A 25,931-nucleotide genomic window follows, 5' to 3' on the forward strand; every position below is an offset into this window, starting at 1 on the left:
AGAAGATGACAACGTAATTTGTCGAGGAAACAGAAAGGCAGTCAAAGAAGGGAAGTTGCTAGAAAGAAATTAGCTAAACTTTACGCCAAGATTTCTGATACCAGAAACGATTTTCTTCAGAAATTGTCAACTCGGATTATTCGTGAAAACCAAACGATAGTCTTGGAAGATTTAAAGGTTTCAGGGATGATGAAAAACCGAAAACTATCCCGTGCTATTTCAGATTTGGGTTGGCGCAGTTTGAGAACAATGCTAGAAGTTAAATCTGTTATGTACGGGCGTGATTTTCGTGTCATTGATAGATGGATTCCCACTTCTCAAACCGGTTCTGGCTGCGGTTTTCGCGGTGGCAAAAAAGAATTAAATATGAGAGAGTGGACTTGTTTAAATTGTGGCACATCTCATGATAGAGATGTTAACGCTGCGATTAATATTAAGGTCGCCGGAGGGCATTTGGAGACTTTAAACGGATGTGGAGAGAGGGTCAGACTTTCTGTAAAGAAAGCACATCTCAATGAAGCGTCAACCCGTCCAGCATTTCAACAATTGTCAATCTTTGATTTGTTGAAATAGATGGAAAGCCCCGTTAGCGCACGCCGGGACGGATAGGCGGATGTCAAAACTCATGCAGGCAGAATATACGATTAATTTCGCCTCCCCAAAACACGAGAAACCCCCTCCAGATTTCCCGGTTTGTTGATCGGCATATTCTCGGTCAATACTTATTCAAATTTACGATAAGGGAACCTACCTTGGTTGGTATCAAACCATTGATTCCAAAGGGTAGTGTTTTCTGGGCTGGCAATAGTTGAATTAACTACTCGGCTCCACTCCCGGCTGTTCATGGGTAGGATACATCCGTAATTCTCGAAGGTCAGGGGTTGGCTGGGAACCAGTTGAAAGTTCTGGCGATCGCTCCCATCTTTCCACAACTGTCCAAGCAACAGAATACCATCACTAACAATGCCTTGTAATTCCCCCGCCTGTAAGCGGCGGATACCTTCAGCGCGGCTAGGGACGGCTTCCCATTGGGCTTCTGGGTAAACTGGGCGCAACTCGCTATCAGCGGTGGTAGATTCTAAAAATCCAATGGTAACCCGTTCCAAGCTAACGGTTGAAATGTCTGTTTCGGATAGTTGGGTGGGGTCAAGGCGATCGCGATTTTCAGTTTTGACTAACATCTGAATCCCCGTTACAAAAAAGGGAGTAGAAAAATCCACCCCATTTTCCCGTTCAGCGGTGATGCTAGTAGCCTCGCACACCAGGTCTAGGTTTCCCTTTTGGACTTGTTCAAAGCGATCTTGGAGGGTAACAGTAGTCATCTCCAACCGGATCGGCTGGTTTAGCTTCTCTTCAAGGCGACCATGAATCAACCTAATCAAATCGACAGAATATCCCTCGATCTCGCCATTATCGTTTAAATAGCTAAAGGGAACCGCATCAGTCCGTACACCCGCCCGCAGGACTCCAGTTCGTTCAATTTGTTCTAAAACAGTTTCCGCCGCTGCATATCCAGTAAAGCCCACACTCAGGATTAAGCTAAGTAGGGGAATTGCCAATTTTTGATTCATAGATCTAATTTAAATGGTGGGCGATTATCAAAAAAACCGAGTTAAAAACTTGGCCCAATTGGGGAAAGGAAATTGATGGTATCATAGCACTGTTAGCAAGGACAATCAAGCCAGTTAAATATTTAACCAGGTGGTGTCGAGATAATCGATTTGAACGTGGGGACTCAGGGCTGTTAGTACCTGTTTTCCATAGGTGCGACGAGTTACCCGACTATCTAATAGGGCTACGATACCTTGTTTGTGGCGAACGGGAGCGACAGCACCCTGTAACTCTCTTAAGGCGGCGGGGAGTAAATATAGCCGAAACCAGTCCTGGCGCTGCTGTTTGTAGTAGGCGACGGTCCCGGCTACTAGGGGATTTTCTAGGGAGGGTAAGGGTAAAGTGGCGATCGCTAACAAATGGGGAGAAACTAACTGATGCTGATGGTTTCGCCAAAATTGCCAACCCGTAACTAAAACCCCTGTTTCGCTGATAGCCGTGGTTTCCACCTGTACTAGGGAACCAAACTCAGAAGCTAACACCGCCGCCACTCTTCCTTTGAGGGGAATATCCTCAACCAATATAACTTTCAAACCACTAATATTGATACTCATACATAGTAAGGTCCGCAATTGCTCAATTAATGCCTTCTCAAACTGGGGTGTATTTGGCATGGGTATCCCAGAAGGTAGATAAAGTTGAATTAATTGGCTTTGGCGATCGGGTGTAAATTTCACACAGGTTAAATCCCCTAATCCCATGCTCTGACGATAAATGGGAGCGTTTTTATCCAAGTCTAAAGCGCCGCCAATCAAGACTACGGGTTGTTTTTCCCAAATGGGACTCAAAGCTGAAGCCACTTCTAGGGGACTGCAATATAATTTGAATGAACCCTGCGCGCGGTCAACTTCTACCCACTTTAGTTGATTTTCAGATAACCATTGATGGTAAAACTCGTGCCACCGAGAGTCTAAGCGTTGACTAGAGGTTTCGGCTGAGGTAGTAGTTGATTCTGTGGGTTGTGTAAGAGCCACAAACAGATTTTGGAGAATATCCTGTTCTTCGGAGTCGAGGAGATGACAACCATAAAGATTAGCTGGGTGCGCGAAAATTGAGCGAATTAGACGCACTTGGGTTAACTGGAGGGTGTCTCGCCATTCTGGTCGATTCTGGGTTAATAGGGTCCAGTCTGACCATTCTAAGGCGACGGTGAGGCGATCGCGACTCCACTGTTCTAAATCATCGGCACCATCAATAATGGTGGGAATATGTGGGGGAAAGTGCTGGTTTTCGCCTAGTCTATCTGCTAACCATATTTGAGGGGTGGTTAGTAGCAAACCCTGAAAATCTTGACTTGGCCAGCGATCGCCTTTTTGAATCGCCATCAGGGGTAATTTCTGATCATCTGCATCTGTAATACCCTGAATTTTGGGAACTTCTACGGTCAAGAGTTGCTCAATTACCGATTCGGAGGCGACGATGACAGTGGCTTTTTTCCCAACTAAAACCGGAATTAGATAACTAAACCGATAGGGATGATCGAGGACTTTTGGCATCACCCCGGTTTGAATTAATGCACTACGTCCCAAACGCAAGGCGCGCGCCACTAATCTTGTCATTGTCAAATAGTGTGGCCAGTCCATGTCACCAACGGACTGCACCAAACGACGAACCAGATTATGTGCTTCTACTTCAATCACAGGGTTATCAAGCCAAATATTTAGTAATGGTGCCAGAGGTTCTCAACTTCAGCCCATCGACTTCTAGTTTAGCTTGTAGTGAGCAGAACACCGACCAACCCACAGCATCGAACCCGGACCCATGAATGATTAATGGTTAACCTGGAGATTTGATGCTACTGTTAGGGCATATCATTGAAACTGTTAATAAAAGCCATTACTTGGTCAAAATTAGGGGTGGAATTGGCATCGGAACCACTATTAGGAGAGGGATTGAGTTTGCTGATTTGCGAGTTTTCATGAACCATAATCATTTTCTGGCCGCCATTGGTTAATTGCGTGCGGGTCGGTTTACTAAAAAATGGCGGATTGAATTCTGAGCGAATGGTGCGGGCTATTTTTTTCATCTCATTAACTTTGGCAATGACTTTACTCATAGCGCTTAACAATTGCGATCGCCGTTCTTTGGTCAGCCCGGAATCTTGAATCTGACGCAGTAAATTCACGATATTTTTCTGGGTTTGGGGAGCATCATCAAAGGGTAAAATAGCCAGACAGCCAATAGCAAATAGTTCTTGTTCTTGGTTAGCAATAAATGTGATTTTGGTAGTGCGATCGCCTACTTCTAGGCTGGGGGGACGTTCCATGACGGGAAACTCTTGAGCAATTTTGTGGTAAATGTTGGCTAAAGCCATATTCGCATCTTGATCTAAGGAGGAATTAACCAGAATCTCAACTATAGGTCGAGTTTGATTAAAAAACTTTCGGAGACTTTCCCGATCAAAATGATAAACCTGACTATGATCACCATTAGCACTCAAATCCACCCATTCACAGGTAATCTCATCAGCTTTTAGATTAAACCTAGAAACTTGATAAAGTTTAGCGCCAGTTAATGTGGCTCCCGACAAGTCTGCGCCACTCCAATTGGCTCGAATTAAGTTAGCTTGGCTCAAGTCAGCGTGAACTAAACTAGCCTTTACTAACACCGCGCTGCTTAAATTAGCACCGGATAAATTAGCGCCACTGAGGTTAGCCTCTGTCAAATTAGCACCACTGAGGTCAGCGCCTTGTAGGTCAATCCAGCGCATATTTGCACCACTAAAATCAGCATTACTCAAGTTAGCATAGGTCAGATTTGCTTGTCTTAATTCCGCATTACTAAAATCAGCTTTAGGTAAATTAACTTTAACTAAATCCGCTCCTCGTAGGTCGGTTTTGGTAAATTTAGTCAAAGCTCCAGAAGCGCCTCGCAGGTTCGCACCACTTAAATTAGCACCATTAAAGTTAGTCTGCTGAAGTTTGGTTTCACGCAGATCCGCCCCATTTAAGTTGGCTTGGGTGAAGTTAGCTTTAGTGAGTTTCGCTCTAATTAATTCAGCTCGAATTAATAGGGAGTTAATTAACTGTGCTTCCGTCAAATCTACTCTTGCTAAATTAGCTACATTAATGGTGGCTTGATTTAAAATAGCTTTGGTGAGATTAGCATTACTTAATCGAGCTACATTCAGATTAGCACGACTCAAATTCACTTCCCTTAAATCCGAGGCGCTTAAATTAGCTACACTCAAGGATGCACCACTTAAATTAGCTCCGGCTAGGTTAATTCGACTCAAATTGATTTCGTTTAAATTGATGTCCTCAAAATCTCGTTCTCCATCTCGATATTTTTTGACAATTTCATAAACTTTAAGAACGTCACTCTCAGAATTTTGATGGTTGTTAGTATCTGTCATTCTGTGGAAAATTCACTGTTGATGTTAAAATGATTAAGAGAGCAATTAACGAGGGAGCTAGAGGATTTTTGATGACATAATTATGGGGAATCAAAACTGGCTACAAAACTGGTGAAAATATCTGGTGTTGCCATTGCCATTTGCCGATATTTTTCGGGTGTGATTTTGGATAAATCCATCAACCCAGGAATATGACTAAACTTCCTCCCAAATTCGGGATGGCTATGAATAGCTAAATATTCCCCGACTAAGTTACTTAAAATGGTTTGAGTAGGATGGTGAAAAAATGGATGATTGCCGTCAATTTCTTCCTGTAACTTTTCGGATAACAAATGGTCTTCTAAACGGCTGATTTTTTTAATTATATCGATGCCAAACTGAATCACTTGGTTAGATAATCTGACTCCCATTTGAGAACTATTTTCCAAGGTGAGCATCCGCAATGATTCCAGAATACACTCTCTGGTTTTGGCGACATCTGCAAAGGGTAGAATCACTACATAAGCTGTCAGAAATAGCTGTTCCTCATCATCTATTCTAAACGATAAGAGGGTTCGGCGCGAACCTATATCAATGCTAGGGGGAGATTTGATAAAGGGATAGTGTTGGATAATTTGCCGATATATGGAAGCTAAAATGCAGTGGGTATCTGGGTCTAGGGGGGCATTAATACGGATTTGAACGGTGGGAGATTCAACGTTAAAAAATTGATGAGCTTGTTGGGAACTAAAACGCTGTATTTTGCTACCATCACCGTTAGGACTCAGATCAATCCAATCGCAGGTGATCTCATCTGCAATTAAACTAAATCTGGACAATCCATAAAGTTTAGTTCCTGTCAATGCGGAACCTCGCAGGTTAGCATCTGTCCAGTCACAGTCTATCAAATTAGCTTGGGTTAAATCAGCATGAATGGCGCTACAATTGAGTAAACTTGCGCCACTAAGATTAGCACCGCGTAAACTTGCGCCACTTAATTGGGTGGCTTCTAAGTTGGCGCCACTCAGGTTAGCACCACTTAAATTCGCCCAGCGGAGATTTGCGCCACTCAGGTTAGCACCACGAAGATCTGCGCCATTTAGTTCAGCTTGTCGCAGTTCAGCGTTACGGAGATTAACCCCCCTGAGATCGGCTCGTGTAAGATCAGCACGGGTTAGGTTGGATCTTTCTAGGTTACTGAGAATTAAACAGGCTTCTGATAGGTTAGCGCCGGATAAATTGGTTTGTTGGAGGTCGGCGTGTCTGAGGGTGGCTTCTCTTAAATCTGCTTCGGTTAAATTCGCCCCATTGACTATGGCTTCGCTGAGTTCGGCTCGCATTAGTTCGGCGCGAATTAAGGACGCATCGACGAGGTTGGCTTGACTGAGATCGGCTCTGATCAGGTTGGCGACGTTGAGAACTGCTTCATTGAGGTTGGCTCCCTGGAGAATAGCGCCGCTAAGTTTGGAAACGTTCAGTTTGGCTCGAGTTAGGTTAACGCCTGTTAGGTTGGCTCCGCTAAAGTTGGTAACGCTCAAAACGGCTTCGGTAAAATTAGCCTGACTAAGATTGACCCGGCTCAGATTGGCTTCACATAGCAGAATGGCACTAAAATCACGGTTCCCGGATTGGTATTCTAGCAGCAGTTCTTCGGCATCCATGCCTTTTTCGCTCCAGTTTAATGTCGGCAAATTAAACTGTTATTCTATCAAAATTTGGGGGGGATATGTCAATTCGTTGAGCTGGTGTCATAAATCTCTATGGGGTTTTGGGTTGACAATTTGCCAAAAGTTTGCTTGATTGGGAATTAATTTAAAGTTATTTGGTTGTGCATTGGGGCTGCCAGTTTTTCTCACTGGTAAACTCAGGGCAGCGATCGCACTTAATAATATTTAATGAACATTGGTATTGTCGGATTGGGTTTGATTGGCGGTTCCCTAGGCTTGGATTTGCGTTCTTTGTTGGAGAGGGAGGGATTAACTGAACCTCTGGGAGAATCAGTGCTACAGGGGGGGCGGGTGTTGGGGGTTTCTCGCCGCCAGTCTACCTGTGAAAGGGCGATCGCTATGGGGGCGGTTGATGAAGCCTCTTGTAGTTTGTCCTTAATGGCTAGGGCGGATATTGTGTTTATTTGTACCCCAATAGGGGCGATCGCTTCTACGGTTGAACAACTATTGGAACACCTGAATCCTCACGCCATTTTAACAGATGTAGGTTCGGTAAAAACTCCTATTGTTGATATTATATCTCCTATAAGGCGGAACTTTGTGGGAGGACATCCCATGGCGGGAACAGCTTATAGTGGTATTGATGCGGCACAGTTAAAGTTATTTGTAGGGCGACCCTATGTAATTACTCCCACGGAAACCACCCCCCCAGAAGCGACAGAGGTAGTGGTGGCGATCGCTAATTTACTAGGCGCGAGGGTTTATCAATGTTCCCCCATGGACCATGATCGGGCGGTAGCTTGGATCTCTCATCTCCCGGTCATGGTTAGCGCTAGTCTCATTGCTGCGACGGCTACTGAGGAAAATCAGGATATCCTGGATCTGGCTTATCAACTAGCAAGTTCTGGGTTTCGAGACACCAGCCGGGTGGGTGGTGGGAACCCAGAGTTAGGGGTGATGATGGCTAAGTATAATCGGGAAGCTGTGTTAAAGTCTTTGTCTAATTATCGCGAAAGTTTAGATAAAATTACACTCGCCATTCAACAGGAAGACTGGGAGACTTTAGAACAGTATTTAACGGCAACTCAACAAGGGCGATCGCGGTTTAATTGTTAAGATTCGGGATAATGCCCTAGTTTGATGGTTGGTAGCAAAACGATTATGGTACAATGTCTAAAGCCCGTTTACCGCCCCACTTCTGGATGATTTGATCATCAAAATCGTCGGCTGTTTCTAAGACAGATAAAACTGAGGACTCTAATTCTCCGGGGTCACAGGTTGAACCGACTATGGTATGGCTAAGGCAAATATTATCATGGTCATCGATCGCAAAACCACCAAAGCGCATTTGAGAATTTTTCAATAATAAAAATTGCATCAATTCCGGGGTAATTTCTGCCCCTTGAACTACGAGCGATCGCGTTTCAATGACAGCATCTTCGTGCCAGGGGTAAATTCGCACTTCCACCCACGCGGAACCCAGAAATAAACCAAAGCCAGGATCGTCTAATTTTTCCCAAGGATACTGAGTGAACATCTCCTCCATCCAGATAGCGACCTGTTCATAACATTCTCGTTGAACTTGGGTCTGAAATTCCATGATTGTTGTCCTCACTTGATATGCCCACTGAGTATAGGGAAACTTGGTTAAATTAGCGTTATAATATCGGTAATCGTGACTAACTTCTTCCCCGATCCACTCTGGTAACTCCACAGCCTGCTCCGGGCTGTTTAATTCCACTTCGGCTAAAATTAACCCCTGATTATCCCCGAAAAATTCGTCAACTTCCCAGATCAGATCACCGATGGGAATTTTATAGCGTTTCTTTTCAATGAGAGGGCCAACGCATAAACTAGATAACATCTGTTCGGCATCCTCAATGGGAATCAGATATTCAAACTCGGCGCGCTGATAGCCCTCAGAAGCGCCCTTAATGGTCAAATAGCCCTGATTTCCGGCGATGCGGACTCGGACGGTTTTTTCTGGGGTGGTGGTGATATAGCCCTGACGGTAAACCACTCCCACAGAAAGCGATCGCCACTGGTCCCCGCGCACTAAAAATTTACGTTCGATCTCAACTGCCATATTTTAGTCAATTTGCCCAATTTACCAAGCTGTGCGCCTATTGTATCGCGCTATCCGGGTCAAGAGTGAAAAGTTAAGCCCTCCCCTGACTAATCGGTGGTATAAAAAAAAATTCTGCATTCTGAGATACCTAAACTTGTAAATTTTTGTTAAGTATGGTAAAGTTGCTTTAACAGAAATTGAAGTAGAGGTACACATAATGCCATTCACCATTGACTCGGCTCGTAGCATTTTTCCAGAAACCCTAGCGGCTGACGTAGTTCCGGCGACGATCGCTCGGTTCAAGCAGCTTAGTGCCGAAGATCAACTGGCTCTCATTTGGTTTGCGTATCTGGAAATGGGTAAAACCATCACCATTGCGGCTCCCGGGGCGGCGAATATGCAGTTTGCTGAAAAAACCCTAGAGGAAATTCGGCAGATGACTCCCCTACAGCAAACCCAAGCTATGTGTGACCTGGCGAACCGGACAGATACTCCCATTTGTCGTACCTATGCTAGTTGGTCTCCTAATATCAAGCTGGGTTTCTGGTATGAACTAGGGCGTTTCATGGATCAAGGACTTGTTGCGCCCATTCCCGAAGGCTACAAACTCTCAGCTAACGCCAACGCTATCCTAGTGACGATTCAAGGTATTGATCCAGGTCAACAAATCACGGTGCTGCGTAATTGTGTTGTTGATATGGGGTTCGATACCAGCAAATTAGGCAGCTATCAACGGGTAGCAGAACCTGTTGTACCTCCTCAAGAGATGTCCCAACGGACTAAAGTTCAAATCGAAGGTGTGACCAATTCCACAGTCCTGCAATACATGGACAACTTGAATGCTAACGATTTTGATAACTTAATTAGTCTGTTTGCAGAAGATGGAGCGTTACAACCTCCTTTCCAAAAACCAATTGTTGGTCGCGATAATGTGCTGCGGTTTTTCCGGGAAGAATGCCAGAACTTGAAGTTAATCCCAGAACGAGGTGTTTCTGAACCGACGGAAGATGGCTATACTCAGATTAAGGTTACTGGTAAAGTGCAAACTCCCTGGTTTGGTGGTAATGTGGGGATGAATATTGCTTGGCGCTTCTTGCTGAACCCAGAAAATAAGGTTTTCTTTGTGGCGATCGATTTGTTAGCATCTCCCAAAGAGTTGTTGAACTTGGTGCGCTAGAATGGAGTTCACCTAGAAATTATATAGGCGAGCGTTTTCTCAACAAAAGCGCTCCCTTTTCTGCTGGGGATAAAGTCGATTCCCCATCGATTGAATGTGGCGATGATTGTAGTGTTACGGGCAGTAAAAAGTTACTTGAGGTTAATAGGAGAAAGAAGACCGTGTTTAATATAGCATTATGAAATGATTTGTGAACTACCAGCGGTTCAGATCAAATTACAACCACAGGAGATAAAGTTCATAATGATTTATCGAAGATTTCTGATGGCTATATGATGATTGATAGCACCTATTTATTGCCTAGATATATTCATACGGTACTCGCGCACTAAATATCGAGCAAATATCGGCTGTGGTAATGCTCAATTAGGTAATGATAAGTGAGTGAAATTAATTGGTCTGAACAGGATAAAAACGCGGCTGTAGATGCCTTACACAAGGCTTATGAGCGGGAGGTTAAGATTCTGATTGATGAGGTTAAACAAAAAGCGTTTAATCTGACAGAAATTGACGAGGTGTGGAAATTGCATGATTTTTTGAGTGCCAGAAGACACGATATTGATGGTAAGTATGACTATCGAGATGCTGCCAGTGTGTTTGTGTTAGCCACATTAGTTAAACAGGGATGGTTAAGCCTGGAAGAATTACAGGTTTTGGGTCAAGATAAATTAGCGAAAATCTCGGCTTTGACTAGGCTCTAATTCTCGCACCTATTGAATAAGGGCGGGTTGAGTAGTTGGACTGTTGAGAATCAAAACTGATTACTGAACCCGCCCCCAGTAATAAGACTTATCAATTTTCGGTGGCTATGGCTGCTGTTTTAGAAATTCCTCAACTTGGGCGGCGGTGGGTTGGGCAGCGATCGCTCCTAATTCAGTAGTAACCAAGGCTCCCACTGCACTAGCATAGGTAACGATCGCCCTAGCGGTTTCGGGGTTATGGAGGCTAGGGATACCCAACTGCAAAACTTGGTGAATAAAGCCAGCCACAAAGCCATCACCTGCGCCAGTGGTATCTTGAACTGGGACAGAAAATCCGGGAAAATAACCCTCATGATCTCCGAGACAGTAAGAACAGCCGCGATCGCCTTTAGTAACTAAGACCCCCTCCACGGAGTCTAGGCGATAGTTAATGGTACCAGGATCAGTAGTATCAAATAGCCAGATACTTTCAGACTCTGATAATTTGACAAAATCAACCTGTTTGAGCAAATCCATAATTAGGGGTTTGGCTGCTTCCGGGTCTGGCCAAAAATTCGATCGCCAGTTAATATCTACTAAAATCTTGAGATTATAGCGATCGGCTAACTTCAAAGCACGACTAATAGCATGGCGGGTTTCCTGGTAGGCGAGTTCCAATGTACCCAACACCAAAAAGTCAGCATTTACAAACAAAGACTCTGGTATGGCTTCGGCTTGCAAATAGGCATCAGCGAAATCGATAGTATTGAGATTCCCAAATCCGGCAAACTCTCGCTCACCAGTGCCTGAACGCAACACATAAACCCGTCGGGTGGGTGCTGATGGGTGTCTTTGAATGCCTGTAGTATCAACCCCGACCAATTGAAGAAACCCCAGGAGGCGATCGCCGCCTTCATCAGAACCCACCGCCCCAATAAACCCGGCAGAGGTTCCCAATTTCACCAAAGCACAAGCGACATTAGCCGGAGCCCCTCCCGGGTGAGCCGTCCAAGACTTAACTTCTCCCCAGGACTGGTTAGGCTCGTCTGCCAAGCAATCAAATAAAATTTCACCGAGGCAAATAACGCGAGAATGATTCATCTTGACTGTCAAAAATAGAGTTCACAGAATCTGCGCTGGGGCAGAAGCATCTGAGGTTAGAAGACGCAAATGGATTGTACAGTTTAAAATGGTGATAAGTAAGTAAATATGCAGAGATAGGATACCTCTATGTCCGACAGTAAATTCAAATCCCCTGTCTCCCTCTCGGAAAGAGAACTACAGGTTGTGGAACTGGTGGCGATCGGTTTGACTAACCAGGAAATCGCCGAAAAGCTGGAAATCAGCAAACGTACAGTAGATAACCACATAAGTAACATCCTGACTAAAACCTCGACAGGTAATCGGGTGGAGTTGGTCCGCTGGTCTTTGCAATGGGGTAAAGTTTGCATTGATAATATCAATTGCTGCACCCTACCAGAACCAGAATCATCAGCAGAATTAACTGATAGTGTTGATGAAACTGTATCCTCTCCTATAGTTGAGTAAATATAGATCACTGATCATCATGGCAAGTTGTGACTCAAAAATCTGTTATCACCTTTGCTGTCCGCGATTACCTTTAGCGGTTTATCGGGAAGTGGCTGCTCACCTGCGACAGGTGGAGGGTGTACAGACGGGTTTAGTGCCTATGTCTAAAGATACCGACGGCGGGGAATTGCCGAAATTTGACCCCATTGAGAGTCAAATCGCAGCCCTATCAATTGAATATTCGGAATCATCTGACGGGGACATTAACTCGCAAGTTGAACGGATTTTAGCTTATTATGGCGATCGCTATGGTTCTTGGCAATCTTTAGACACCATCAACATAAATTGATCACCAGGAAATTGATCAGTACAGAAGGCTCACAACTTCCCTGAGTATGGGGATCATGCTCCTAGCGGTGAGTCATATTTTGGCACGGATTTATATATTAGAGATGGAATCAATTCAAAGTTTACGAGGAACCCGTGATATCCTCCCAGAGGAAGTCGGTTATTGGCAGTGGGTAGCTTCTGTGGCTGAGGAGACTTTGGCGCGAGGTAATTATCAAGAAATCAGAACACCGATTTTTGAGCCAACTGCCTTGTTTGAAAGGGGTATCGGTGAGGCTACGGATGTGGTGGGAAAGGAGATGTACACTTTCTGCGATCGCGGCGATCGCTCTATTACCCTGCGTCCTGAAGGTACAGCCGGGGTAGTCCGAGCTTATATTGAGCGAAAACTATTCGCTAACCCTGGTGTACAACGACTATGGTATATGGGGCCGATGTTTCGCTACGAACGTCCTCAAGCGGGACGACAACGACAATTTCATCAACTTGGGGTGGAGGTTCTCGGTAGTGATGACCCCCGCGCTGATGTGGAAGTGATCGCGGTGGCGGTGGATATCCTCAAGAGTTTGGGAGTCACCAATCTGCATTTGAATCTTAATTCAGTAGGCGATCGCACCGATCGCCAAAATTATCGTCAAGCCTTGGTGGATTATCTGACACCCTTTCAGGACGAACTTGATCAAGACTCTCGCGATCGCCTTACCCGTAACCCCATGCGGATTTTGGATAGTAAGGATGAACGCACCCAGGAAATTACCCGCGACGCTCCCAGTATTTTGGACTATCTGGGAGAGCGATCGCAATCTCACTTTGAACGAGTCCAGTATTTGATTAAGGAATTGGGGATTTCTTACACGCTCAATCCTCGACTGGTTCGCGGTTTGGACTATTACACCCATACTGCTTTTGAGATTATTTCTGATGACCTTGGCGCTCAGGCTACCGTTTGCGGCGGTGGTCGCTATGATGGTTTGGTCCAGGAACTTGGCGGCCCGGAAGTCCCGGCGGTGGGTTGGGCGATCGGTTTGGAACGTTTAATTATTCTGCTTCAGCAATTGCACCAACCTCCACAAGTTACCCCAGAATTATATTTGGTGTCTCGCGGAGAAAAAGCCGAGGCTAATAGTCTGATTTTGGCTCAGAAACTGCGTCAAGCGGGGTTGAGGGTTGAATTAGACCTGAGTGGTAGTGCTTTTGGTAAACAGTTTAAACGAGCCGATCGCAGTGGTGCTGTGGCTTGTTTGGTGTTGGGAGATGCTGAAGCGATCGCCGGAACTGTGAACCTCAAATGGTTGAAAAGTGGCGAGCAAACTGTCTTCAATCAAGTTGATCTAATTGCCAAGGCTGACCAAATTAAACAACAGTTAATTGCCAACAATTAATTATTAGTTAATTGGCTGTTTTTGTTGAGTAAAAACAAGGGGGGTAATTGTGGAAATGACTGCTGGGAGTGATTAAACTGCCATAATTCTTGTTAATTAAAAAGGCGGTTTTTGCAGATATGGGCGGGTTAGAAAATCACGGTTAATTGACAATAAACTGCTGAACCCGCCCTAATTTATAGGAATCGTCAAAGGTTTAAGTTTCCGAGGTGGAAGAGTGGTTAAAGGCGGGAGTTAGATAAGCCGCCAAAACAGCGATTAAGAAAGCCGAGACGTTGCGAATTACCGGAACCCAGTCGGAGGTGCGACTAATTACCGGACCCAGACCGAAGGCTATAAATAAAATGCCCCACAGGGGAGAAAAGATTAAGGCCCATTGCCAAGCCACAATTTGTCCGGGTTTACGGGGAATAGCCGCAATACCACAAATCACCCCACCCAAGGCGGAGGTGATTAAGGTGAGAATCCATTGTTCTCTGGGAAGACCGGGAACTACTCGACAACCACCATCTTTGAGTAAACAGGTTTCAATGGTTTGGATAGATTGCAATATTGATTGATCTTCACCATTATCGCGGACAAAGTATTGATTACCGTAGCGGGTCTGAAGTTCCACCCAAAAGGTTCGGGTCAGCAGGTCGTATAGATCCCGACCGACACTAAAGTTAAGAATATTACCGCCGCGTTGATCAGCTACCAATAGGACACTGTGTTCATCAAGTCCCCAATATTGCTTAACGGCGCGACCGGGAGTGCGATCGAACTGAGTTAGGACCCTGAGTTTCCAGCCAGTTTGGGATTCAAACTGTTTCAGGTCTTCGGCTAAAAGGTCTTCTTGAACGTCTGTCAGCAGTTCAGCTAAATCTATGATCGGGGTTTGGACTTCGGGTAAAAGTTCAGGGTTGTTGTAAGCGCCTGCTACAGGTGCGATCGCCCAGGTGGAAAGCACGACACAGAATACAGCAATGAATCGGAAGAGTTTGTGCGACCAGATTTGTTGCATAGATATTTTATACCAAATAATCAAATGTGAACGACGGCAGATGTTGCTTAACCCACAGATAATGCCAACTCATATTCGTTACAATTGTTAACCTTATCATAAAATCGGAGAAATGCAGCCAGTGTCTATGACGATTCCTGATCAGGGTAAGGAGGCTTGTTAACTCCTCTGGTAGGTGTTCTCGCACAATTGGCGATCGCTATCCCTAACATTAGGATTATGGTCAAGATAGTTGCGAACCCACTCACAAGCCTTGTCTACGAGACTATCGAGATCCAAATTCCACAGAATCACGCTGTGGTCGCGACTAGCGGAGGCTAATGTTCGGCCATCTGGACTGAAAGTCAGAGACATAACACTATCACCATGTCCCATCAAAGTTTTTAGCAAAGTTCCGTCCTTAGCGCTCCAAATGCGAACATGACTATCATAACTAGCGGAAGCCACTAAAGACCCATCAGGACTAAAGACTACACGAGTGACACTATCGCTAGTCCCTTTTAATAGGGTATTGAGCAAAACTCCCTCCTGAGTCCACAATTTAACTGTATTGTCGTATCCAGCAGAGGCTATAACTTTACCATCGGGACTAAAGTTAACCCCCAAGACATAACTTTCATGAGCCTGGATAGTTTTGAGGCGATCAAGCATAGTATTGGCTGGGTCCCACTTCCACAGAATTAAAGTCCCATCATCACTGGCGGAAATCACTGTCCGACTATCGGGACTAAAACTCACCTGATTAACCCATTCCTGATGTCCTCTGATGGTGCGTAGGAATTGACCATCAGCAGTCCAGAGTTTAATGGTTCCATCCTTGCTTCCGGTGAGGATATACTCACCGTCTGGACTATAAGTCACAGTCATGACGCTATCAGTGTGACCTACTAAGGTGGCGACTGGAGAGGGTACAAACAGAGATTTTGGCATGACCCCAATACCGTTAAACTTGGAAAGCTGCAGTTTACTGGGCCAATTGCGGGACAAGTCGGACTGGGGATTAAGGCGTTTCCAGATTTTGACTGTGTGATCATAGGATGCTGTGGCTAACCATTCTCCGTTAGGACTAAAACTCACGGAAGAAACGCGATCGCTATGACCTGATAGAGTTTGTAGGAGTTTCCCGGAACTACTCCATAATTTCACGGTTGTATCTTGAGACCCAGAAGCTAAGATTTGACCATCAGGACTAAAGCTAACATCGAGAACTCGATCATTATGAGATTTTAAAGTGGCTCTGGGGTTAGTGTGGAGATTCCATAACTTCACGGTTTTGTCATAACTTGATGAAGCTAGGGTGCGATCGTCCGGGGAAAAACGTACCCTTGTTACTTTATCTCCATGACCGCGAAAGGTTTGGAGTAATTCCCCTTCCCAACTCCAGACTTTGACGGTTTTATCAGATCCGGCTGTGGCTAAAGTCCGACCATCCCCAGAAAATGAGACGCAGAAAACAATATCTTCATCTACTTGTAAAGTCCTGAGTAATTCCCCTTGGCGAGTCCAGAGTTTCACTGTTCCATCTGTACCGCTGGTGGCTATGAATTGACCATTGGGGGAGAAATTAACTGCATAAATTACTGAGTCCCGATTTTTGGTGTGGGTGATACTCATTAATCTTCTACCCTGTTGGTTGAAAAATTGCACGTCTCCTTGATTGGCTGCGGCGGCTAATATTTCCCCGTCAGGACTAAAGTTAATCCAGGTGAGTGCGGTATGGCGAAAACGAATAGTGCGGATGATTTCTCCCTGTAAATTCCATAGTCTGATGGTGCGATCGCTCCCCGCCGAGGCTATCATTTTACCATCAGGAGAAAAGCGAACAGATTTTACTCTATCTGTATGTCCGATGAATGTTTTTAACAGTTTACCGTCCCGACTCCATAGTTTAACTGTATGGTCATCCGAAGCCGAAACTAACATTTGACCACAGGAACTAAAATCTAGGCTAGTTACATTATGATTATGTCCGGTTAAAGTGGCGATCGCCTTCCCTTCAGGAGTCCATAATCTGATAGTATTATCTGTACTAGCAGAGGCTAACATATCCCCCGTGGGACTATAAACTACATCCCACACTATATCCGCGTGACCCTCTAGGCGGTTCTGTTCATGAATCCCATAAACTCCTTGTCCTAGGGTGGCTGCTACCCGAATTTCCGCCTCATGGAAACTGTTAGCATTGAGAGATAAGGACTTAATTTTTTTGATTTTTTGAGCCGCTTTTAAACTTTCCAGTAAAGCATCAAAACGATAATTAGAGAAAAATAGTGCCTCGGAAGATGCTGTTAATGAGGTGATATAAGATAGGCGTTTTTGTTGGTAAGCAATTTTGGTTGATACCCCTAATCCGAGAGTGGCAATAATTGACACACAAAGCAGTTGTTTTAAGAGTCGATTCCGGTGTATCAGTTGTTTTTCGCTTTCGCTTTGAGCCGCTTCGGCTTGGGTTTTTGCTTTCAGACTTTGTTGCAGTTTCTTTTCGATTTCTACCTGGCGCTGTGCGGCGAGAATTCTATAGCGTTCTCGGATGGGAAATACGAGATAATCATACATGAGTTGATAGCGGTCTTCTGTTTGCTCATGCTGACGGAGTAGCAAACCTGATTCTAGGATAATATCAATAAAATTATGATGATTATCGCTGGGTTTATTATCCCCAAATTTACCGGGAGTAACCGTAGATTTATCTGGTCTAATCGCCGCGATTAATTGCGATCGCGTTTTCATGGGACGGGCGAGTTTTTCATCCGTAAGCGCAAATAAAATATCCCAGGCTGCATTGGCGTTGGGGGGGCCGCAGTCTTGAATAATACCATTAATAAAATGCTCGATTAGTTGGTTTTTGGGATGGTCTCCGAGTCTCTCATATTCGGCTAAGGTCGTGATTCCTCTTAGTCCTTCTTCCTGGAGTTGCGAGCAAACTACCTGTAATTCAATTGGTCTCACTTCGGAGCTTTCATCCGCTAAATCTTTTACTAATTTATCAATTAAAGCCGGTTCTAGATGAAAGTTAGCACGTTTGGTTAAAGCCTGAATAACTCGGTGAGCTTCCCTCTTGGTAAAATCTCGCAAATGATAGCGAATATGTTTATCTAAAATATTGTTATTGATAGCATCTAAAGGCGATAAATATTCCGATTCCAATAACCAGGGTAAACACTCTTCGCGCAAGGAAATAATTACCTTGACAAAAGGCGCGTTTAGACAGAGATTTAAAAACTCATAAAATGTCTGGCGTTGTGAGCGATCGCGACAGAGAAAAAAGAATTCCTCAAATTGGTCGAAAATGATAACAGTCAGGAAATTTTGCTCCGCGTTTTTCTGGAGACGACTGTTAATAAATGAATCGGGATGCAAAATATATGAGCTGCGATCGCGATGATTCAAAGATTGGATGTCCGTGGTATTACATAGAGCATTACTACCTTGGGAAGCCTTGATAATTTTCCGATACCAAAGCCGTTTTAAATTCTTGGCTTTAATATTCAGACTATCTTGATTAATTAAGGCTGTAGCTAAGGCTGCTTCTAGTTCTCGCACCCAGTCTGTATAACTATTAATGACCACGGGTAGAACATTACGAGCCCCTAAACTAATTTCCGCCATAGCTGGGACTAAACCCGCATTAATTAACGAACTTTTACCGACTCCAGAACTACCATGTAGGACAATTAATTTATGATCATCTCGTCCTAACCTGTGAATCAGATTATTAATATCTTTATTTCTGCTATTATTAGTCATCTCAAAACCCGGACTAATAGCCGCTTTTGAGGTATTATTTTTAGAGGAAATAACCGGGTTTAATGCCTGTTTAGATGGCTGCAATTGATGAACCCCAATAAAAGCCCGAAAACCGTATTGATGCTCAACTTCTCGTTGTCTTTGTTTAATCCGAAATGCTTTGATATATTGACCTTGTTCGTAGTAGAGATTACGCAATTCCGCCAAAATATCAATATACAATTGCGGATCATAACTGGGGGAGGTTTCTTGTCGGGCTTTTTCTAGTTCCTTAATCGCTGTTTCCCATTCATTTAAATGTTTATGACTGCGAGCCAATAGCAGCAGATAAGTTCCCCGTTCATTGGGGCGCTTTTCCGAGTCAATAATTGCTAGGGCTAGTTTAGTTAGTTCTAAGGCTTTATGCCATTTTTTCTGCTGAAGAGCTACTTCAGCCATAAATCCATAATCTTGGGCTAATTGGCGATCGCCACCGTAGGCTAAATGGATTTTTATTCCCGTTTCCGCTAGGTTCTGTAAATCCTCCCATTGGTATAATCCCTTCAGAACATCCCCTAAATAACAGAGAATTCCAGCTACTAAATCTGGTCTTCCCGCCATTTCAAAAGCCTGTCGGGATTGTTCTAAGTGGGTTTTAGCTGAATGCAGCACTTTGACGTTAGTACCTGGGGATTTGGCATGGGGAATGTGTCGCGATCGCATAGCTTTTAGGCGATCGTTTAAGGCAATGTGAAATAAGATAATCCCCCGGATAACTTGATAGGAAATAGGATAGGCAAATTGATAGGGGTCAGCACTGGTTGTGGTCGGAGAGATCCAATTTTCCAGATCCGCTAAACTTTTTTGATAATGAACGCGCGCCTCCTCTCCTAAGTCTTGAGCATCTTTATCTAAGCCAAAAATAAATTGTTTCGTCCCTTGGAGAAAAAGGTTAAGTTCCACTCCCCTGTGTTGTAAATCTTTCCAAGCAAATTCTAATTCCCGGCGACGACTCGAACCAATACTTAGGTCATATTTCGGGGATTTTGACCTGCCATCAAATTTGCGGCTTTGCAGTTCTCCTGACCTAATTCGTAATTCCGCTAAGGAAAACAGCGTGTTACCTTGCAGGGTCAGTGATTTAATCAGGTCTGGGGTCGCCATTTCAAATTTAATCGTAGCTGCACCCCAACTTTTAAAGTCTGGCGCTAGTCGGATTAGTTTTTTGGCTAGGATATCTGTAGTCCACAATACTAAAGGACAGGAAAAATTCTTCCGAAATTCATCCCGGACTTGGTTGGTCGAACTTAGCAGGGTTTCTAAAGCCTCTACTGTGTCTAAACCCATGACCATTAAGACGCTAGGGGTAGGGGTGGCTATGCGATCTAATAATGTGGTGTAGAGGGTGGTAACTTTCGGGGAAAGCGTGATGGTTTGAATGGTCTCTGCTTCTGGTAATTTTTCCCGTAATTGCTTGATCACTTTCGTTTGCAGATAGGAATAGTTACAGCTTACTAAAATTAGAGAAAATTGACCTTTGGAAAAAGAAATAGCGCGGGCTAATCTTTGTAGCGATCGCTGATTTTGGCTCTCGAATTTCTGAGGCGTTAATTGATTAGTCATGGCTGAATTTAACCCGGTGAGTTGAGGGTGGCTATTTAATCAGTATTCGTTAGGTGAGGATTGATAATTTTGGAGTTTCCCCGGCTCCAATTGTGGCTGATTCCCTGAGATTATAGATGCCTATCCAGTCGGTGGCTTAGACATCATTAAATATTCACAATTAATTGAAAATTACCATCCAGTACAGATAGCAATACTCAATCAATTTTTCATTAGTCAAAATACTATAGCGTGATTTCTGTGGTTGATTAACACTGGTGGCTGTGGCCCCCCAATGCTCAACGCTCTCACTACAATCTGACTTATAGTATGCTGGCATTCTGACTAAACTACACCCTGACTCCTACTTATTATACATGATAATGATAAATTTAAAAAAAAAATAAAAATTTAACACTTCCCGTAATTTTTGTGCGAGAAAACCCGAAAAACTAGTCGCTATCTTGGCCGAGATTTCCGGTAAAATTGGCAGCAAAAAATAACCGATATGTCTGACCATAATATCGGCTGGTAGATGGTCTTAATTAGGACTTATTGGCAGATATTGAGCAGATACTAATTAATTCATGGCTGCTGGTGGATGAGTGGGAGATTTATTAAGTTGCCAATTTTGATATTTGGGTGTATCTATCAAAGCTGGGTTAATGCCAAACCAACGACCAGAGCGATCGCGATATTCAAAGACAAACATACTCCGCAAGAGGGTTTGACATTCATCTTCCCCGCGCACGCTTTGATTTTCGACTACTTGCAAAAGTAAATCCCACTCGTCATCGGTAATAGCTCCTAATAGGTCATCGCGATATTCCCGAATTACCGTCTCTAAACAATCAGCCGAAAAAGGTGGATCATCCTGTTGTAGACAACTGTACATTAACATTAGCAATCGTCTCATGTGACCACCACTAACCCGACAGAGGCGATCGAGAACTTGGGGGGTATCAAACAATTCGGGAATATAAGAAATCCGTTCTTCGGGTGGTAAAGTCGGGAAAGCACGCGCTAAAACCATCTGTTGCAATAAAGCCAGACCTTGGGGGTTCTCGGAACCATCTCGATTGCATACCGGAACCATCGGCAAGACTTTTGGTTTCACCCCAAATCGACTGGAAAGCCGACCATAATCATTAGAAAACATTAAAGTTAAAGGAATTGTATAGACCACATGACAATGTAGCCGTCTGAGTTGCTCACCCCGATCAACAAATAAATATTCTGGCTGAGTACGTCCCCAGGATTTGGGGGAATTATCTACCCGATCTAAATTATCAACAATCACTACTAACCCGTTTTTGCCTCTCTTTTTGAGAGTCTCGTTAGAAGGTTTAAGTAGTTCCTCATTAATCGCCTCTAAAATAGTGCTAACCCTCGGTTCAAGGTATTGTCGCAGTTGAGATCTCAGTTTAGGGGAATCTTTGGTGCGAGCGGTAATTCTGGCAATACCAATGGAAATTTCCGCCTCACCAGATAATTCAATGGGGGTTTGCAAAAAATCACCAATCTCCGTAAACAGGCGGCCGAAGTATCCGGGTTTTAACTGCACTGCGGCAGTTTGAATGCTTTCGCTCACTTGACGAGCGATCGCCAGTACAATATCACTGATGTCAACATCAGCCATATCCAGATCTTGGGATGACTCAAAGTAAACTACATGGTATCCTTGTTGGTCCAGACTATCTTTGAGTCTAAACAGTTCTGTGGATTTTCCGCAGCCAATGTGTCCAGAAAATAACTGACAGGTGGGTTCATCACTGGAAAGCAATGTGATAGTGCGGCTTAACTCGCGAACAATATTGCTGCCGCGAACCGACGAAAAATCGATATAATACTGCTGATCTTCCAGATTCGCCATATCAATGGTTTTGCTGGGATTGCAGGCTTTGTAAAATTGGTTCAGGTTAAGTCCAACCATAATTGACTCACTTATGTTACGATGCCTCCTTTTGAGTGTAGGATGATGCTGATACGCCAGGGATGTGGTTTCTCCCCCCACTAGGGGAATAGCAGTCAAGGGGGATAGTCTTTTAGATAAGGGAATTAGAAGGGACAAAAATTAGGAATGGCCAATATTGTGTTTACTTCTCGCAATCGATTAGGGACTCGCCGACGACAACTTCGCCGTCAGCGACGTTTAAAATTGGTTCGGGTGATTTGGCAGGTTCTGGCGGTCGGAGGTATTTCTGGGGGGGTATTTTGGGGAATTAGTCAGCCGATTTGGTTAATTAAAGAAGCTGAACAGGTCGAGATTAAGGGTAATCAGTTACTTTCTCAGCACAATATTCGCTCACACCTGCCTTTGTCCTATCCTCAATCAGTGTGGCAAATTCAACCTTCCGCTATTCAACAAGCCTTGATCGATAATGCTCCCATATCGGAAGCGATCGTGATTAGGCAGGTATTTCCTCCCCGCCTTACTATAGAAGTGACTGAACGAGAACCTGTGGCGATCGCTCAACCTCCCATAGGAACTACTACCCCAGGAACTGAGGCGATCGTTGGCTGGTTGGATGCTGAAGGTAGTTGGATGCCATTATCAAGTTATACTGAGCTAGAACAAACGGGTCAACTGCCAAATCTGAGAGTAATCGGTAACTTTGAGATGTATCGACCCCATTGGCAGCAGATGTATAGTGATCTGAGTCGCTCCCCGGTTGACATCCATGAAATTGACTGGCAAAATCCAGCTAATATTATTTTAATGACTGAGATCGGCGAGGTGCATATTGGCTCATACAGTACACACTTTTGGGAACAGTTGCAGGTTATCGATCGCATGAGAAAATTGCCGGAACAAGTTGATGTGAGTCAAGTGGACTATATTGATCTCAGAAATCCCAACTCTCCCTTGGTGTTAATGATCTCAGATCAGTCATCACTATCAGAAGCCTCCTTCTCTAAGTGAACCCTTGACTACATCCCTGTATAGTTTAAATCATTATTAAACTAACCAGGACCGGGGAGAGATTCCTAGGGTCAGTATTCAGAGCCGGGAACAGCTTAACTGGAACCAAAAGGAAAGACTTGACCATCTAGGTGTCACTAACTATCTAAGTCCTACTGTCCTGATAACTGCTATATTAGCGTTTTGGGTTGTTAGCTCAACTTAAACAAACTTAGTTGACTTGGACTTGTTTAAATATTAAAACTGATTCATCTACCCCAAATACTTAAAATGATGCTTGATAAGAGCAATCTGGGATCTACCCCAAATAACAACCAACCTGAAGGAAAAGCCAGCCTGTGGACGGCAGCAGAATCGGCTAACCCCTTTCGCCAAAATAATGAAGGATTAAATAATCATAATAATGATGGTAACGCCGTCCCTAATGAACAGTCCTGGAGTAGTGATATTGTGCCTAGCAACGCTGCCAAAATTAAAGTTATTGGTGTAGGGGGAAGTGGCGGAAATGCCATTAACCGGATGATTGATAGCGAGGTCTCCGGTGTCGAGTTTTGGGCCGTCAATACCGATGCCCAAGCCCTTACTCAGTCTAAAGCATCTAAACGCCTTCAGGTTGGTCAAAAACTGACCAGAGGTTTGGGAGCTGGCGGAAATCCGGCGATCGGTCAAAAAGCCGCTGAAGAGTCCCGGGATGAAATCGCCCAAGCCTTAGACGGTGCCGATTTGGTCTTTATTACCGCTGGTCTAGGTGGTGGCACAGGTACTGGCGGCGCTCCTATTGTCGCCGAAATCGCCAAAGAAGTTGGAGCCTTAACTATTGGCGTAGTTACCCGTCCTTTCACCTTTGAGGGACGGCGACGCATTTCCCAGGCTGACGAGGGAATTGCCGCCCTTCAAACTCGCGTTGATACCCTCATTGTGATTCCTAACAATAAGCTCCTGTCCGTCATTAATGAGCAAACCCCTGTACAGGAAGCCTTCCGCTATGCTGATGATGTATTGCGCCAGGGGGTTCAGGGTATTTCTGATATTATTACCATTCCCGGATTGGTGAATGTGGATTTTGCTGATGTCCGTGCAGTCATGGCTGATGCCGGTTCCGCTTTATTGGGTATTGGTATTGGTTCTGGTAAGTCACGCGCGCGGGAAGCTGCCTTAACTGCTATTTCTTCGCCTTTATTAGAATCCTCCATTGAGGGTGCGCGGGGAGTTGTATTTAATATTACTGGAGGCACAGACCTGACCTTGCATGAGGTCAATGCTGCCGCCGAGACCATTTATGAAGTCGTCGATCCTAATGCTAATATTATTTTTGGGGCCGTCATTGATGAACGGATGCAGGGTGAAGTCAAAATTACCGTCATTGCTACCGGGTTCACCGGTGAATCTAAATCTACTGTTCCCCAATCCGGCAGAGAGGTTCCTTTGTCTCGACCCATAACTTCTATTCCTCAGCAGCGCACTATACCGACTCCTGCTCCTGATCCACAACCTCAGCCCCAGGAACTTGATATTCCCGATTTTCTCCGTCGTCGCCGTCCGCCTCCTGGTCGGTAGAGGATCAAAAATTCCTAAATTCCTATCCCCCCTTAACCCATCTGATTACCGGGTAGGGGGGTTATTTATGGGAATTGGGCGCTGAGGGTCATAGCGTGTTAAGCAATAATTAAATTCTTCGCCACTTTCCGGATCTGAGGTTAGCCTATAGGTATCAGAAGGGCAATTTATAGTTTCCATTAAATTATGTCTAGCACTTATAAAAACGGACACGCTTTAGTAATTGGGGTTGGTCAAGATTTACCCAACACCGTTAATGATGCTGAGGGTTTAGTTGCCATTCTCACCGACCCGTCCAGATGCGCCTATCCACCCGAACAGGTGACATTATTAGTTAATGAAAAAGCCGATCGCTCTCAGGTATTAGAAGCCCTAGATCAACTCGCTAAAACCACCAATTCCGAGTCAACTGTAGTTATCTATTTTTCCGGTCATGGCTATCAAGTCGCCTCACCTACCGGGGAGTTTTATTATTTCATGCCCTATGGCTACAACATTAATAAACTCTATCAAACTGCTATTAGTAGTCAGGAATTTGCCGAAAAACTTAAAGCTATTACCTCCCAAAAAATGTTAATTTTATTGGACTGTTGCCATGCGGGAGGCGTGGGAGAAGCCAAAGCACCAGGACTAGAAATGGCTGCCTCTCCTTTACCGCCTGAAGCCATCAAGTTATTACAAGAAGGTCGAGGAAAAGCCTGGATTGCCTCCTGTAAGAAAGATGAACTCTCATATTTTGATAAACACAAACATAATAGCGAATTTACCATGGCTTTAATGGAAGCCTTTTGTGGTTCTGGGGTGGCTAAAAAAGATGGTTCGGTGAGGGTCGCCGATTTAGCCTTACATACTCGCCAGGTCATCCCCACCCGCACCCAAGACCGACAACACCCGGTTTTACACTATGAAAATGCTGATAATTTTGTGGTGGCTTATTATGCGGGGGGAAGCATAGAACCCAAAGGGTTGCCATTTCCGCAAGCGACAGAAGAACCGGAAACCGAAACGGCGGCTAAGTCTCAACCTTCGGTGGTGTTTGACCAAAAAGACCAAACCGTTGACAATCAAACTAATATTGCTGGAAATGTGGGAGAAATTGGGAAACAGGAAACCCATATTTCTGGGGGGTTTAATCAACCCGGTTGGAAGGTTGGCGGTGATGTGATTCAATCACAGCGAGATGTGGTTATCGGTGCGAAACAACGGAAAACCAATGACTCCGAAGATGAATAGTAAAACAGAGTAATTTGCAGGTAAATAATCATGGTAAAATCATCAGAACTGAATCAGAATCCCCTTGAAGATGAAACTAATATTACTGGG

Annotated in this window: 19 protein-coding genes; 10 read left to right on the plus strand and 9 right to left on the minus strand. The window is 44.4% G+C overall.

Translation table 11 applies throughout. The features are described from left to right. Positions 1 to 18 precede the first annotated feature (18 nt). A complete protein-coding gene (locus ACTIE0_RS12700) occupies positions 19 to 573 on the plus strand; it encodes an RNA-guided endonuclease TnpB family protein (RefSeq protein WP_006669758.1) in 555 nt (184 codons plus the stop codon). Positions 574 to 722: 149 nt separating this feature from the next. On the opposite strand, the gene ACTIE0_RS12705 is transcribed toward ACTIE0_RS12700, so the two are convergent. The 4 genes from ACTIE0_RS12705 to ACTIE0_RS12720 all read right to left on the minus strand — a co-directional run bounded on the left by ACTIE0_RS12705 (position 723) and on the right by ACTIE0_RS12720 (position 6,606). Further along, positions 723 to 1,571 carry an amino acid ABC transporter substrate-binding protein gene (locus tag ACTIE0_RS12705; protein ID WP_006669759.1) on the minus strand — a complete coding sequence of 283 codons (849 nt, stop codon included), beginning with the start codon at positions 1,569 to 1,571 and terminating at the stop codon, positions 723 to 725. Between the two features lie 114 nt (positions 1,572 to 1,685). Next, positions 1,686 to 3,251 carry a helicase C-terminal domain-containing protein gene (locus tag ACTIE0_RS12710; protein ID WP_006669760.1) on the minus strand — a complete coding sequence of 522 codons (1,566 nt, stop codon included), beginning with the start codon at positions 3,249 to 3,251 and terminating at the stop codon, positions 1,686 to 1,688. A gap of 161 nt (positions 3,252 to 3,412) precedes the next feature. Then, a complete protein-coding gene (locus ACTIE0_RS12715; RefSeq protein WP_006625878.1) occupies positions 3,413 to 4,966 on the minus strand; it encodes a pentapeptide repeat-containing protein in 1,554 nt (517 codons plus the stop codon). A gap of 80 nt (positions 4,967 to 5,046) precedes the next feature. Then, complete coding sequence (locus tag ACTIE0_RS12720) at positions 5,047 to 6,606, minus strand: pentapeptide repeat-containing protein (RefSeq protein WP_006625879.1); 1,560 nt, start codon at positions 6,604 to 6,606, stop codon at positions 5,047 to 5,049. Between the two features lie 234 nt (positions 6,607 to 6,840). On the opposite strand from ACTIE0_RS12720, the gene ACTIE0_RS12725 reads away from it, so the two are divergent. Further along, positions 6,841 to 7,728 (plus strand): prephenate/arogenate dehydrogenase, encoded by an 888-nt coding sequence (locus tag ACTIE0_RS12725; protein WP_006625881.1) that lies wholly within the window; start codon positions 6,841 to 6,843, stop codon positions 7,726 to 7,728. Between the two features lie 43 nt (positions 7,729 to 7,771). Here the strand turns inward: ACTIE0_RS12725 and ACTIE0_RS12730 are convergent, their stop codons facing one another. Next, a complete protein-coding gene (locus tag ACTIE0_RS12730; protein ID WP_006669761.1) occupies positions 7,772 to 8,698 on the minus strand; it encodes a CYTH domain-containing protein in 927 nt (308 codons plus the stop codon). A gap of 199 nt (positions 8,699 to 8,897) precedes the next feature. Here ACTIE0_RS12730 and ACTIE0_RS12735 point away from each other — a divergent pair, with 199 nt between their 5' ends. Next, on the plus strand, positions 8,898 to 9,857 hold the full coding sequence (locus tag ACTIE0_RS12735; RefSeq protein WP_006625883.1) for an orange carotenoid-binding protein: 960 nt from the start codon (positions 8,898 to 8,900) through the stop codon (positions 9,855 to 9,857). 380 nt (positions 9,858 to 10,237) lie between these two features. Next, positions 10,238 to 10,558 (plus strand): hypothetical protein, encoded by a 321-nt coding sequence (locus ACTIE0_RS12740; RefSeq protein WP_006625884.1) that lies wholly within the window; start codon positions 10,238 to 10,240, stop codon positions 10,556 to 10,558. A gap of 105 nt (positions 10,559 to 10,663) precedes the next feature. On the opposite strand, the gene ACTIE0_RS12745 is transcribed toward ACTIE0_RS12740, so the two are convergent. Further along, entirely contained in the window at positions 10,664 to 11,638 is a 975-nt protein-coding gene (locus tag ACTIE0_RS12745) for a carbohydrate kinase family protein (RefSeq protein WP_006669762.1), read from the minus strand. A 129-nt stretch (positions 11,639 to 11,767) separates the two neighbouring features. Between ACTIE0_RS12745 and pedR the strand changes: the two genes are divergently transcribed. From pedR to hisS, 3 genes are all read left to right on the plus strand, one after another. Next, a complete protein-coding gene (gene pedR, locus ACTIE0_RS12750; protein WP_006625886.1) occupies positions 11,768 to 12,085 on the plus strand; it encodes a photosynthetic electron transport-dependent transcriptional regulator PedR in 318 nt (105 codons plus the stop codon). A 19-nt stretch (positions 12,086 to 12,104) separates the two neighbouring features. Beyond that, positions 12,105 to 12,416: a hypothetical protein gene (locus tag ACTIE0_RS12755; RefSeq protein WP_006625887.1), complete on the plus strand. Its 312-nt coding sequence runs from the start codon at positions 12,105 to 12,107 to the stop codon at positions 12,414 to 12,416. A gap of 103 nt (positions 12,417 to 12,519) precedes the next feature. Continuing rightward, positions 12,520 to 13,797 carry a histidine--tRNA ligase gene (gene hisS / locus ACTIE0_RS12760; protein ID WP_035760203.1) on the plus strand — a complete coding sequence of 426 codons (1,278 nt, stop codon included), beginning with the start codon at positions 12,520 to 12,522 and terminating at the stop codon, positions 13,795 to 13,797. A gap of 196 nt (positions 13,798 to 13,993) precedes the next feature. Here hisS and ACTIE0_RS12765 read toward each other — a convergent pair whose 3' ends face one another. The 3 genes from ACTIE0_RS12765 to ACTIE0_RS12775 all read right to left on the minus strand — a co-directional run bounded on the left by ACTIE0_RS12765 (position 13,994) and on the right by ACTIE0_RS12775 (position 22,061). After that, the gene (locus ACTIE0_RS12765; RefSeq protein ID WP_006669763.1) at positions 13,994 to 14,800 is read right to left on the minus strand and encodes a TPM domain-containing protein; all 807 of its coding nucleotides are present in this window, start codon (positions 14,798 to 14,800) and stop codon (positions 13,994 to 13,996) included. A gap of 159 nt (positions 14,801 to 14,959) precedes the next feature. Continuing rightward, on the minus strand, positions 14,960 to 20,149 hold the full coding sequence (locus ACTIE0_RS12770; RefSeq protein WP_006669764.1) for a WD40 domain-containing protein: 5,190 nt from the start codon (positions 20,147 to 20,149) through the stop codon (positions 14,960 to 14,962). A 559-nt stretch (positions 20,150 to 20,708) separates the two neighbouring features. Continuing rightward, positions 20,709 to 22,061, minus strand: coding sequence for a P-loop NTPase family protein (locus tag ACTIE0_RS12775; RefSeq protein WP_006669766.1), 1,353 nt, complete (start codon positions 22,059 to 22,061; stop codon positions 20,709 to 20,711). Between the two features lie 147 nt (positions 22,062 to 22,208). Between ACTIE0_RS12775 and ACTIE0_RS12780 the strand changes: the two genes are divergently transcribed. The 3 genes from ACTIE0_RS12780 (at position 22,209) to ACTIE0_RS12790 (ending at position 25,841) form a co-directional block, all read left to right on the plus strand. Further along, a complete protein-coding gene (locus ACTIE0_RS12780) occupies positions 22,209 to 23,051 on the plus strand; it encodes a cell division protein FtsQ/DivIB (RefSeq protein WP_006669767.1) in 843 nt (280 codons plus the stop codon). A gap of 270 nt (positions 23,052 to 23,321) precedes the next feature. Beyond that, on the plus strand, positions 23,322 to 24,608 hold the full coding sequence (ftsZ, locus tag ACTIE0_RS12785) for a cell division protein FtsZ (RefSeq protein ID WP_006669768.1): 1,287 nt from the start codon (positions 23,322 to 23,324) through the stop codon (positions 24,606 to 24,608). Positions 24,609 to 24,794: 186 nt separating this feature from the next. Further along, positions 24,795 to 25,841, plus strand: a complete 1,047-nt coding sequence (locus ACTIE0_RS12790; RefSeq protein WP_006669769.1) for a caspase family protein — start codon at positions 24,795 to 24,797, stop codon at positions 25,839 to 25,841. Positions 25,842 to 25,931: the final 90 nt, after the last annotated feature.

The sequence above is a fragment of the Limnospira sp. genome (assembly GCF_051859755.1).
In the GTDB taxonomy this organism is placed as follows: Bacteria; Cyanobacteriota; Cyanobacteriia; order Cyanobacteriales; family Microcoleaceae; genus Limnospira; species Limnospira fusiformis.